The following is a 12,813-nucleotide window of genomic DNA, read 5'->3' on the forward strand; positions in this document are numbered from 1 at the left end:
TTCCTCCTATTTTTCTAGATCTTTTTTTGTGAAAGATCCAGGTAAAATTTCATCTAATGTTGTCTCTATATAATCATCTTCATTTTTAATTATGAATATCTTTATATCTTTATCTTCTGCAAACTCTACTATTACCTGTCTACATATACCGCATGGATATGTATATGAATTTAAATCTCCAACTACAGCAACAGCTTTTACAACCTTTGCTCCTTCAGAAACTCCTTTGAATATTGCAGTCCTCTCAGCACAGTTTGTTGCTCCAAATGATGCATTTTCAATATTACATCCTGTATATATCTTACCATTTTCAAATAAAACAGCAGCACCTACTTTGAAATTTGAATATGGGCAATATGCTTGCTCTCTTGCCTCTAAAGCTTTTTTTATAAGTTCATTTTTCATATAATTCATCCTCCATTCTAAATTTAGACACTAAATTTATCAACTAAATATTTTAAATATTAAAATTGTTATAAGCGTTCCTAATAAGGCTCCTGCAATAACTTCCCATATACTGTGAACCTCTGAATCCACCCTACTCTGGGCTGTTATTAGAGCCATTAAATAACTAAGTATTATTATAATGTGAGAGTTGCTTATGAGTGATATAGCTGTGGCTATTGAAAAGGCTATTGCACTGTGTCCTGATGGCATGCCACCTTTTAAAGGTGTTCCTTCTCCAAAATAAGCTTTTGCAGCAACCGTAACTATACATACTATTGTTAAAACTATGAATATTATATAGGGCTCTGTTGCCTTGACTCTATCCATAATTCTAAAAGTTATATTGCTAAGCTCATCCCAAAATATAATATATCCTACTAAGACAGCATTTATAGCAGTTATAAGTACTGCCCCAGCTGCTGTATTCTTAGCTATTTTAGCTAAAGGATGATAATAGTTTGTGCTTAAATCTATAGCACTTTCTATGGCAGTATTAATAAGTTCTGCCATTATTACCATGGTTATTGTTATAGCTAGTATTATAAACTCTATTTTACTTATATCATAAACGAAACAAGCTGATAATATAATTAAAGCAACTATAAAATGTATCCTCATGTTTCTTTGAGTTCTTAAAGCATATATTATTCCATCTATTGCATAGTTAAAGCTATCAATAAGTTTTCTTACCTTCATAATATTCTCCTAAACCAATCTCATACCTTAGCTTTCTCTTGTTATATTTAACTTACCAAGTAACTCCTCTTCTCTTCCTCTCATTCTAGCCTTTTCTTCTTCTTCCATATGGTCATAGCCTAGAAGATGTAAAACTGAATGTGTTACTAAGTAGCAAGCCTCTCTTTCAAATGAGTGATTAAACTCAATACTCTGTTCCTTAGTTCTTTCTAGAGATAGAACTATATCACCTAATATAAGCTCATCTCCGTCAAAATAACATTTATCAAATTCATGTTCTAAGTAAACATCCTTATAAACCTTATCCTCTGGATAATCAATCATTGGAAATGATAGAACATCTGTGGCTCTATCTATTTCTCTTGTTTCATTATTTATTCCTCTTATTTCATCATTGTCTACAAAAACTAAAGAAACTTCACAATCTTCTTTAACTTTTTCTTCTTTTAATACAAATGATATAACCTCTTCTAGTTTTTTAGTTAACTCTTCGGTAACTTCAAATTTATTCTGTCTATCATCTATGAATATCATAATTATTTTTTCTCCTTTTTATTGTTATCATCTGGATACTCTATTCTCTCATGATGTATACCATTTAAAGCCTTTAAGAAACATTTTTTTATTTTGCTTATATCTCTAAGAGTAAGATCACAATTATCTAATTGTCCAGTTGATAACTTATCATCAATAATATTATTGATCATTTTTTCTATTTTCTCTTCAGTTGGTTCATTAATCGATCTAACAGCTGCCTCTGTTGAGTCTGCTAACATAACAATTCCTTGTTCTTTACTCATAGGCTTTGGTCCTGGATACTTAAAATCCTCTTCCTTAACTTCATCTGGATTTTCAGAATTATTTTTCACTGTTAAATAAAAATATTTAACTAAAGTTTCTCCATGATGAGTAACTATAAAATCATGTATAGTTTTAGGCAAATTATATTCCTTTGCTAAATCTGAACCATCCTTAACATGAGATAGTATTATTTTGCTACTTACCTCTGGTTTTATCCTATCATGAGGATTTTTCTTTCCTATTTGATTTTCTCTAAAGAAATAAGGTCTCTTCGTTTTACCAATATCATGATAATAAGAACCAATTCTTGCTAATAAAGGATTTCCACCTACCTGCTCTGCCGCTAATTCTGATAAATTAGCAACTAAAATACTATGATGATATGTTCCCGGTGCCTCCATAAGCAATTTTTTAAGTAATGGATTATTAGGATTAGATAATTCTAATAATTTAGCATTGGTAACTATATCAAAAGTTGACTCAAAAAATGGTAATACACCTATTGTAAGTATTCCAGAAAGTACAGCGCCAGCTGCTGCAAATGTACTATCTGCAAGGATTTCCATAAAGTTATTTGTTGTTAAGGTTCCAACACTAAAAGTTAAAATTGAACTTAGTACAGCAACAGTTATTGAAGAATATAGGATATCATTTCTCTGTTGCATTTTTCTTAATAGTGTTCCTCCTAAAACAACATTTAAAACAGCAAGGATTATTATGTTCGGATTAAATCCTACTGCTCCACCTATTAGAATCACATTTAGCATGCTAAATACCAATGATATTTTATAATTTAATAGAAGTGTTATTAACATAGGCATACATGCTAATGGTATTATATAATTTGACATCATACCAAACAATCTAGCCAATATAACTGGAAAGACATTTAATATGCTTATCATAACTATTTTTGAAAACTCTTTATCAATATCAGGATAGTATTTATTTATATATCCATATTGAAGATACATAACTATAGCTACTAAAACTCCTAAAGCTATATAAATATATAAGCTTGAACCTGAATCATTTAGTAATCCTAAGGTACCTAAAAGCTCTAATTGATGTGCTGTAACAGGCTCTCCTTCATTAACAACTATTTGATTTTTCTTTATCATAACTGGTGGAACTTGTTTTAATGTTTCTTTTATAAGATCATCAGTTTTTTCTTTATCATAAAAAAAGTTTGGTTCTATTACACTAATAAAGTTTAAGGCAATTCCCTTCTCCGAATCACTTAGATCACTGGAAGCTATATAATCTGTATATACCTTTTTAGCATCACTTAAATCCTGTGCATTTCCATCTTCAATAGGAGTTTCATATGCTTTACCTAACCCTTCTACACATATACTTTCTAACTTTTTAACTTCTTGTTCATTCATAGAAGCAAGTATATTTGCCTCTGCATCTGTTATTTTAAAAGGTACTCTTGGTATAAGTTTAGCCTTTTCTTCTTCTGTTTTATCTTGAATTACTATTTTATCAACAGTAGCAAAAAATCCTTTTATTTTCTCTTCACTTTGTTTTTGAACATCTGTCCTTAAAGAATATTGTTTATCAACCTTTTCTTCTGCCTCTTTTTTTCTAGCTTCAGTAGCTGATTCATCAATTATTTCTCTATGGGCTTTTATATCTGCTTTTGGTATGTCTCCAACTTTCAAGTCATATTTTCTAGTTATTATACCAGTCATTAAAGTACAGTATAAAACTATAAAAGTTATGATATATAGAACTATCTTTTTGTAATCCTTAAATATATCAATTATCTTTTTCTTAAAATTCCCCATAACTACTCATCTTCTCCTCATTAGGTCATAACTTTTATCTAATAATTTAAAGCTATATTTTGTTCTACTACGAAAAGAACCTTTAACTTAATCTTACCTTCACCCAAATCCTCAGTTGTAATTATCTTATCAACTATTTTAGCCTGCTTACTTATTTCTTTATTTATAGAGTTACTCATTAACTCAACAGCGTTATTTATTATGGTTTCCTTCTCTTCAGTGATATCATTATCAACCTTTTCATAGTATACGTTTCTATTTACAAACTTTCCTTTACTTTCTATTTTATCATACTTAGTAAACTCTTTAGTAGGCTTTTTTAGATAAATTTTCTTGCCCATTATTTCCAAGTAAATATCACTATCTTTCTCTCCTGTCCGCTCTTCTTTTTTACCAGCAACTTGTAACTCTATAGACTTTTCATAGAAGGTATTTGCTGTAACTTCTCCCTTAGCATCAACCTCATATTCACCACCTTCTATTCCTTGCTGTGGGATTATAAGAACATCTCCTTTTTTTACTATATCTCCCTCTTTAACGACTGCTGTTCCTGAAGTTGTATATATCTTTTTAATCTCTCCATCCATAGAAGCCACAATATTTTTGAGTTCTTGCTTTTCATTTTCTTCTTTTATTTTAGGACTAACCTTCTCTTCAACTTTTATTTTCAAGGTTCCACCTTCTATGCGGGCATTTACCCACATTATGTCTCCATGTCCATTTTCTAATTTTTTCTCTAACCCATATACATTAACACTACTTTTCTTAACTCCTGGCTTAACATTAAGATCATTAAGCATGGTTCTAATTTCAAATGGAGCTATATTCTTCTTAGTTTCTATGTCTACTCTCCATATAAATCCTGAATAAATATATAATCCAATTAAAAATATTAAAGCTCCAACAAACACACTTACATATTTTTTAGCCCTAGCCAAGAAGAATATCATTCCCTTAGCTGAAATTATTTTAACTTTTCCACCTAATCTTTTAACATAGCCTTTTAATTTTCCATAATCAGAATAATCAACATTTAAAGTTACGGTTACTACATCTATTTTTCTTACATTTTCAACATTTATACCATTTTTCCATAAAACATTTAAAAGTTTATTTATATCAAAGGTCTTAATTTCAACTTTTATTTGTCCTTTTTTCAAAAAATCTAATCTCATCTTAAGCCTCCTCAAAACTTAAATTCTTAAGTTTTCCCGTCAAGGCAATAGTCCCAGCCCCTATAAACCTTATTTCCATATTTACTCCTTCAATTTTGATAAGACCTAAAGTGCTATTTACTTTAATTTCATCCTCTTTAAAAACCTCTATTCCCTTATGATTTTCTATAACAATTTCACTTTTTCCATGCACAACTATTTTAGGCTCACCATTGATTATCTCTTTAGGCAAATCTAATTCTTCAGCAATTTTATTAGTTACTTGTCTTAATTTATCTCCCACATTCAGACCTCCCACAAAATATTTTCATACTAATCTATGAAAATTTATATTTTTTTATTCTTAGATAAAAATAGTTAAAACAAATAAAAAGGCATATAAGTAGCCTTTTAAGCCATTCATATGCCTTTTAAATAATAAAATAGATTTTCCAGAACTTTACTTCTTCATGAAAAATAAAAGAGAGTTCTAATGAACTCTCTTACTTATTTAAATATTCTTTTACTAATTGACTTACAAGTTTACCATCAGCTCTACCAACTGTTTGCGGTCTAACCTTTGACATAACTTTTCCCATGTCTTTCATGCTATTTGCGCCCACTTCTTCAGCTGCTTGCTTTATGATATCTTTTATTTCTTCTTCACTTAACTGCTGAGGAAGGTAATCTAACAAGATTGCAATCTCACTATTGTTTTGATCAACTAAATCCTGTCTATTTCCCTTTTCGAATTCAAGCGCAGCTTCTCTTCTTTGCTTGATTTCTCTTGCTAATATTTCTATAACCTGTTCATCCTCAAGCTTAACACCGTCAGTCTTTTCGACTAAAAGTATTGCTGACTTAGCAGTACTTAGAACTCCAGCTTTGAACTTATCCTTAGCCTTTAAAGCCTGCTTCCAGTCTTCTTGAAGTCTTTCTTTAATAGTTGGCATTTGTATACCTTCTTTCAAAAGAAATTATTCTATAAATTTAAACCAAAAACTATTTGAATTTTCTCTTTCTTGCAGCTTCTGATTTTTTCTTTCTCTTAACGCTTGGCTTTTCGTAGTGTTCTCTTTTTCTTACTTCTGAAAGAACTCCAGCTCTAGCGCATTGTCTCTTAAATCTTCTTAATGCTTGCTCTAATGATTCGTTTTCTTTTACTCTGATTTCTGACATTCTTTATCCCTCCCTCCGCTAGCGTAAATTATTAATGTAATTCACAGCCATGGGCTAAATAACACACGCTATATTATACAACATAGTTTTCTTTAATGTCAAGAAGTTAAATCTAATTTTTAGCCCGGTGGCCATTTTAAATTTCTTCCTCCAAGAACATGGAAATGAATATGACCTACTGTTTGACCTCCTTGCTCTCCGCAATTAGTAACAACTCTATAGCCATCCTCTGCTATACCTTGTTCCTTTACTAGTTTATTAATAGTTTTGAATATGTGTGCAAATATATCTGCATTTTCTTCATTTACTTCATTTAAACTAGCTATATGCTCCTTTGGAATAACTAAAAAATGTACTGGCGCCTCTGGACTTATATCATGAAAAGCTAAAACTTTATCATCTTCATAAATCTTTTTGCTTGGAATTTCTCCAGCTACTATTTTACAAAAAATACAATCTGACAACACTCTCACCTCCCCAAAGTATGAATCTATTCTTATATATTATACCTCATTTTGAATGTAAAATTATGTTTTTATAATATTATTTCTCCATGAGCTACTTCATCCTCAAATGAGTCTATTTTTACGTTTAATATTTTACCTGAAACATTACAGTCAGCCTTAGCATTTACCTTTATATAGTTTCTTGTATATCCAGTATAAACACCGCTTCCTAATTCAACTTCCTCTTCAAATAAAACATCAATAATTTCACCTATATATTTTTCAGCAAAGGCTTTTTCATTGATTTTATTTAATTCAATAAGCTTTTTACTTCTCTCATCTTTTTTATTTCCATCAACTTGGTTCCCCATATTTTCTGCTCTAGTACCTTTTCTAGGACTATATTTAAATATGTGAGTTTTTGAAAGAGCTATTCTCTTTAAGAATTCATAAGTTTCTTCAAACTCTTCATCAGTTTCTCCAGGGAATCCAACGATTACGTCTGTTGTTATAGAAACATCCTCTATTTTATCTCTTAAAAGATTTACTATATCTTCATACTCTTTTGCAGTATATCTTCTATTCATTCTCTTTAATGTAGCATCACATCCACTTTGAAGTGATAAATGGAAATGAGGACATAATTTCTTAAGAGCTAATATTCTTCTTACAACATCTTCTGTAAAGAATGTAGGGTCTATTGAACCTATTCTAACTCTCTCTATTCCATCTATTTTTTCTATCTCTTCTAGTAAATCAACTAATGTTACTTTTTCATCTAAATCAACACCATAAGATGCTGTATGAATTCCTGATAGTATTATTTCCTTGAATCCATGATCAGCTAAGCTTCTAATCTCATCTAGGACTTTCTTAGGGTCCTTTGAACAAACAGAACCTCTAGTATATGGAATTAAGCAATAAGCGCAGAATCTATTACATCCATCCTGAATTTTTAAGAATGCTCTAGTTTTATTGTTATACTCTTCAATCTTTAAATCTTCAAAAACTTTATTCTTTAAAACAGCACCAACTTTAACTTGTTGCTTACCTTCATCTCTAGCTTTATTTACATAATAAACTATTTCACCTTTATTTCTTGAACCTAAAACTACATCAACGCCTTCGATTCCTGAAACCTCTGTAGGTGCTATTTGAGCATAACATCCAACAACAGCTATAATAGCCTCTGGATTTTGTCTTCTTGCTCTTCCTATTATTTGTCTAGACTTTTTATCTCCCATGTTAGTTACACTACAAGTATTAACTACGTATACGTCTGACACTTCATTGAAATCTACAACTTCGTAGCCTTCTCTAACAAACTTTTCAGTCATTGCTTCTGATTCATATGTATTAACTCTACACCCTAATGTAGCAAATGCAACTTTCATTAAATATTTCCTCCTAAATCACCAAGCTCATACTGAAGAAGTGAAACACAGGTAAATCCTGCTGTTTCTGTTCTTAAAATTCTTGGTCCCAATGTTACAATATGAGCTCCTTTTTCTTTTAGGGCTTCTATTTCACTTTCTTCAAATCCGCCTTCTGGCCCAACCATTATTCCAACATTTTTTATATTATTCTTATCCTCTATAGAGTTAACCATAGCTCTTATTCCGTATCCTGTAGCATTTTCATAAGGAATAACCATAAGGTCTAGTTCATCTATTTTATTTAAAACCTCTTGGAAGCTCATTGGCTCAGATACTGTTGGTATAACAGTTCTCTTACTTTGCTTACAAGCCTCTAAAGCTATCTTGTTTAATCTATCTAATTTCTTAAACTCACCCTTTAACTTAACATCTACTCTGTCAGTTATGGTTGGAATTATATCTGAAACACCAAGTTCTACACACTTTTGAACTATTAAATCCATTTTTGCGGCTTTTGGCATTCCTTGAAATAAAGTAATATGTAGATTACTTTCGTTGTTCACATCAAGCTTCTCTAAGATTTTGATAGAAACCTCTTGTTTATTAACCTCTTCTACCTCACCTAAAAATTCTTCACTTTCAAGGTTGTTTACAACAACCTTCTCACCTGGTTTTACCCTTAAAACCTTATAAATATGTTTAACATCCTCTCCTGTTATTGTGGCATGAGTATCTGAAAACATATGAGCTGGTGTAAAAAACTTATGCATAATTTCATACTCCCTTACTAAATTATTTTAACTTAGCAACAATACAGTTCCATTCTCCATCTTTATTAACTTCCATAACGTCGAAACCTTCTTGTTCTAATTTATCTATAACCATTTGTCTTCTTTCATGGATTATACCTGAAGTTATGAAAATACCATCTTTATTTAATGCTTTTTTAACATCATCTACTAATATGCAGATTATTTCAGCTATTATATTAGCAACAACTATATCAGCTTTTCCATCTACAACATCTAAAAGATTTCCGTATAATACTTCTATATTATCAACATTGTTGAATGATATATTTTCCTTAGCTGAATCTACAGCAACTGGATCTAAATCAACTCCTACAACATGTTTTGCACCAAGCTTAGAAGCAACTAAAGCAAGTATTCCTGAACCTGTTCCAATATCAAATACAGTTGTATCAGCTTTAACATATTTATCTAAAGCCTGAACACACATTCTTGTAGTTTCATGATCACCAGTACCGAAAGCCATACCTGGATCTAATTCTACTACCATCTCATCTCCAGTAACTTCATACTCTTCCCATATTGGTTTTATAACTATCTTCTCTCCAATTTTTATTGGCTTATAGTATTTCTTCCAGTTATTAGCCCAATCTTCTTCAAACATTTTCTCAGCTTCAACTGTTCCTTCACCAACATCTAATCCTGACTCTTTTAACTCTTCTACTCTTTCCTTAACATAAGCTATTACGTCATCTATATTATCTTCCTCTGAGAAATATCCTTTAACAACAGCAACCTTCCCCTTATGCTCTAATATGTTTATATCTGCAAAATCCCAAGTTAAAGGTCCTTGCTCTCTTCCTAATATATCATTTGGATCCTCTATAGCAACACCCTTACAGTCTAATCCGTAAAATATTCCTGATATAGGTTCTAATGCCTCACTTTTAGTTATTACTCTAACTTCAATCCAAGTTCCTTCCATTTATGTATCAATCCTTTCTTATGCTACTTTGACTAATAATTTATTTTACACTTTAGTCTAGTATCTGTCTAGCTTATAAGCTTTATTATGTTTTAAAAACCACTCATCTTCATTATCACATATAAAAAAATTAAAGGCTATAGTCTATTATTGACATAACCTTTAAACTTAATTTCATCTAACTCTAAATTCCAAATATAATTTTAATCAACATATTTTCAATAAATGGTGCTACAAAGAAATCTAAAGCTAAAATTAAAATAATAATTAGTTCACCATTATATTTAATCCAAAATTTATTGGAAGTGTTATTTAATTTAATCCTAAAACTTAACTTCTTAAACAATAATAAATAGATCAAATACCCTATAGCTGCCCCTAAGGTATTCATTATTAAATCATCTATATCAGTTGCTCTTACATTTAATAATTGAAGCAATTCTATTATTAAGCTAAAAGAAAATCCTATTAATATTATATTAAAAAATTTCTCAAACTTACTCCAAAGACTAGGCAAAAATACTCCTAAAGGAATAAATAAAATAACATTTGTAATTTGACTAAATAAATTCTCACTATGAAATTTAAATGGAACTAAACTTATTATTCTTTCTCTTTCGATTCCTATATCTAATATATGTCCTGGTCCTGTAATACTAAGAACAATTGCTATATAAAAAGCAAAAATACATAATCCAACTATAAATATCTTTGAAAAATTAATCTCTTCCTTTTTTAAATATCGTACTAAAAAAATACAGTATATCAAAACTCCAACAAATGTAGAAACTAATAACCCCATATTGTGCTGTCCCCCTTAAACTTAAATAAAAATCCCAAATTTAATTTAATATCTTTAAACTTATGCAATACTAATTATTCGTTAAAATGAATATTGAAACTGCATCTAAAAATAAACATTAATTTAGAATATCGTCTAAACACTAAATTTCTAATTATATTTTTATACAAAATTAGTTATAGACAAACAGCATTATTAAAAGAAAAGCAACAGGTATCATGACCAAAGTACTACAGATAGACACAAAACTTTTAATCCTATCCTCTTCTGTTAAAACACTTTTTATCATCCAATATATTCCTAAACCAATAATTCCTCCAAATGTATTGGTAATTATATCAGTTAAATCGCTTGCACCTATTGCAAATATATATTGACTAACTTCAAAAAACAAAGATATTAAAACTATTACTCCAATATTCTTATATATCTTTACTTTCTTAAAAAACATCGAAACATAAATACCCAAAGGAACAAACAAAATAATATTTCCTATAACATCAAGCTGATTATAATTACCCTCCATAATATCATTAAAGGGAATCAAATTAATTTCTCTATAAACCACTCTTCCACTACTAAACAAATCCCAAGGAGCAACATACTTAAAAAGAATATTCCATAATAAAAATATAATATAAAATATAAAACTTATTAAAAACAAAAAATTAATTATCTTCTTTTTCACTTACTCTCACCCACTTATAAACATTATTAAAACTTTCCAAAATAGATATCAGAAGCATTTTTATAGATTAACTAAAGCTAATAAAATAAACTATAAATAGGAGAAGAAAACACACAAAATTTCAAAACCTATTTATAGTTTTTTTACTTTAATTTTTAATATCTCTCTTTTATAATCTCTAAAACTTCTTCTTTAGTTAATTTTATTGCCTTCATACTTTCTATAAATCCATCTAAGGCATCTTCTACAAGTTCTTTTCTTATGTTCTTTAAAATTTCTTCATCCTCTGTTATAGTACTCGGTTTATTTCTCACAGTCTCTATAAGTCCCATAGTTTCCATATCTCTATATGCTCTTTGAACTGTATTTGGATTTACTTTTAGCATCTCTGCAAGCTCCCTTCTTGATGGTATATGATCACCAGGTTTTAAATTTCCTATAACTAAAGATTGTTTTATATGTCTTATTATTTGGAGATAAATCGGTTCTTTATCGTTCACCTCAAAAAACATATTTACTTACCTCCCGTCACCTTAATTTGACTTAAATATCCGCTTCCTAATTCACCTACGTAAACTGGATTCTTACTAGGTATATCTATAACAGCTACATAATTTTTATTATAAAATCTACCATGCTCATAATCAATTAAATTAGCTATTACCTTATCTCCAACAATCATAAAATTTCCTAAATCATTAACATTAATACCATATCTCTCTAACCTTTTGCTTTCAATAAGCTCCTTATAGAACGTGAATTTCTTTGACTCCATATTAAAGGTTAATACTGAAGTTACCCCTTCTGATTCCTCTATAATGTATATATCACCATTAGCTTCAAACATAGTTCCACTTTTGCCATCAGTTTCAAAGCTATTATTTTTTAATTCTTCTCTTATATTTTCATCTGGACTATATCTAGTTATTTTTTTATTATTTATATCAACTTCAACAATGCTATCTTCAGTGTAAGCTCCTCTTTCATCTTTATTATTTATTTCAGTTAATTTATAATATACTTTCCCATTACAATTACTTGATGCACTTCCCCATCTTTGCATTATTTCATTTATATGAGAATATTCTTTATTTAAATCTAACTCTTTATCAACATTTATAGTTTCAAGTAATTCAAACTTTTTATTTTTTATATCTATTTCTCCAAATAACAAATTAGTTTCACCATTATTACCAAAGAATAAAATATCTATCTTTCCATCCTTATATGAAACTCCATTTATTCTGCTGGAATTATGAATATACTCTGGAATCTCAACTTTGAACTCTTCATAAGAGTTAGTTTTTTTATCCTTTAATCTAACTCCAAGCTTTGGAATTCCCTTATTATATAAATTAGTTACATCAACCATAACACTCTCATCTTCATAAAAGGTTTCCGCCGTTGGATAGATCCCCCTAAAAAACTTTTTATCCTTCAGCACATTGATTTCTCCTGTTTTTTGTTCAGTTATAACATATTTTTTATTGATTGATGAAACTCTAACAGTAAGCTCTTCTGTAAAAAGTCCTTTATCTTTAGCAATTACTAACTCATTATCTCCAAGTTCACTTCTACTTCCGTATATATCTTTAAACTTAATTGAAGAACTATTTATATAGATAAATATTCCTGAAAAAATAACAATTACACATAGGAATATTATTGTTAATATTAAAGGCATTCTCTTCTTCATA

At 29.5% G+C, this 12,813-nt stretch carries 16 protein-coding genes; all 16 read right to left on the minus strand.

All coding sequences use genetic code 11. The annotated features are described in order from the left end of the window. Positions 1–6 precede the first annotated feature (6 nt). Complete coding sequence (locus AC2JAQ_RS12375; RefSeq protein WP_423237826.1) at positions 7–405, minus strand: cytidine deaminase; 399 nt, start codon at positions 403–405, stop codon at positions 7–9. A gap of 39 nt (positions 406–444) precedes the next feature. Further along, on the minus strand, positions 445–1,143 hold the full coding sequence (locus tag AC2JAQ_RS12380) for a diacylglycerol kinase (RefSeq protein WP_488456717.1): 699 nt from the start codon (positions 1,141–1,143) through the stop codon (positions 445–447). Between the two features lie 27 nt (positions 1,144–1,170). Continuing rightward, positions 1,171–1,677 carry an rRNA maturation RNase YbeY gene (gene ybeY, locus AC2JAQ_RS12385; protein ID WP_488456718.1) on the minus strand — a complete coding sequence of 169 codons (507 nt, stop codon included), beginning with the start codon at positions 1,675–1,677 and terminating at the stop codon, positions 1,171–1,173. A gap of 2 nt (positions 1,678–1,679) precedes the next feature. Then, complete coding sequence (locus AC2JAQ_RS12390; protein WP_488456719.1) at positions 1,680–3,737, minus strand: HD family phosphohydrolase; 2,058 nt, start codon at positions 3,735–3,737, stop codon at positions 1,680–1,682. Positions 3,738–3,775: 38 nt separating this feature from the next. Beyond that, positions 3,776–4,912 carry a sporulation protein YqfD gene (gene yqfD, locus AC2JAQ_RS12395; RefSeq protein WP_488456720.1) on the minus strand — a complete coding sequence of 379 codons (1,137 nt, stop codon included), beginning with the start codon at positions 4,910–4,912 and terminating at the stop codon, positions 3,776–3,778. Between the two features lies 1 nt (position 4,913). Then, on the minus strand, positions 4,914–5,195 hold the full coding sequence (gene yqfC / locus AC2JAQ_RS12400) for a sporulation protein YqfC (protein WP_423237830.1): 282 nt from the start codon (positions 5,193–5,195) through the stop codon (positions 4,914–4,916). Between the two features lie 199 nt (positions 5,196–5,394). Continuing rightward, entirely contained in the window at positions 5,395–5,844 is a 450-nt protein-coding gene (locus tag AC2JAQ_RS12405; RefSeq protein WP_003451322.1) for a GatB/YqeY domain-containing protein, read from the minus strand. Positions 5,845–5,893: 49 nt separating this feature from the next. After that, on the minus strand, positions 5,894–6,070 hold the full coding sequence (rpsU, locus tag AC2JAQ_RS12410; RefSeq protein WP_003451446.1) for a 30S ribosomal protein S21: 177 nt from the start codon (positions 6,068–6,070) through the stop codon (positions 5,894–5,896). A gap of 119 nt (positions 6,071–6,189) precedes the next feature. Continuing rightward, positions 6,190–6,534, minus strand: a complete 345-nt coding sequence (locus AC2JAQ_RS12415) for a histidine triad nucleotide-binding protein (protein ID WP_488456721.1) — start codon at positions 6,532–6,534, stop codon at positions 6,190–6,192. 71 nt (positions 6,535–6,605) lie between these two features. Continuing rightward, a complete protein-coding gene (mtaB, locus tag AC2JAQ_RS12420) occupies positions 6,606–7,910 on the minus strand; it encodes a tRNA (N(6)-L-threonylcarbamoyladenosine(37)-C(2))-methylthiotransferase MtaB (RefSeq protein WP_488456722.1) in 1,305 nt (434 codons plus the stop codon). Then, positions 7,910–8,662 (minus strand): 16S rRNA (uracil(1498)-N(3))-methyltransferase, encoded by a 753-nt coding sequence (locus AC2JAQ_RS12425; protein ID WP_488456723.1) that lies wholly within the window; start codon positions 8,660–8,662, stop codon positions 7,910–7,912. Before AC2JAQ_RS12425 ends, mtaB begins: the two co-directional genes overlap by 1 nt. 22 nt (positions 8,663–8,684) lie before the next feature. Further along, the gene (gene prmA, locus AC2JAQ_RS12430; RefSeq protein WP_488456724.1) at positions 8,685–9,626 is read right to left on the minus strand and encodes a 50S ribosomal protein L11 methyltransferase; all 942 of its coding nucleotides are present in this window, start codon (positions 9,624–9,626) and stop codon (positions 8,685–8,687) included. Between the two features lie 184 nt (positions 9,627–9,810). Next, positions 9,811–10,428: a VanZ family protein gene (locus AC2JAQ_RS12435; protein WP_488456725.1), complete on the minus strand. Its 618-nt coding sequence runs from the start codon at positions 10,426–10,428 to the stop codon at positions 9,811–9,813. Positions 10,429–10,600: 172 nt separating this feature from the next. Continuing rightward, positions 10,601–11,116: a VanZ family protein gene (locus tag AC2JAQ_RS12440; RefSeq protein ID WP_488456726.1), complete on the minus strand. Its 516-nt coding sequence runs from the start codon at positions 11,114–11,116 to the stop codon at positions 10,601–10,603. A 155-nt stretch (positions 11,117–11,271) separates the two neighbouring features. After that, positions 11,272–11,628, minus strand: coding sequence for a GntR family transcriptional regulator (locus AC2JAQ_RS12445; RefSeq protein WP_488456727.1), 357 nt, complete (start codon positions 11,626–11,628; stop codon positions 11,272–11,274). Positions 11,629–11,630: 2 nt separating this feature from the next. Next, complete coding sequence (locus AC2JAQ_RS12450; protein WP_488456728.1) at positions 11,631–12,812, minus strand: hypothetical protein; 1,182 nt, start codon at positions 12,810–12,812, stop codon at positions 11,631–11,633. Position 12,813 lies beyond the last annotated feature (1 nt).

The sequence above is a fragment of the Clostridium sp. LIBA-8553 genome, from assembly GCF_057782465.1.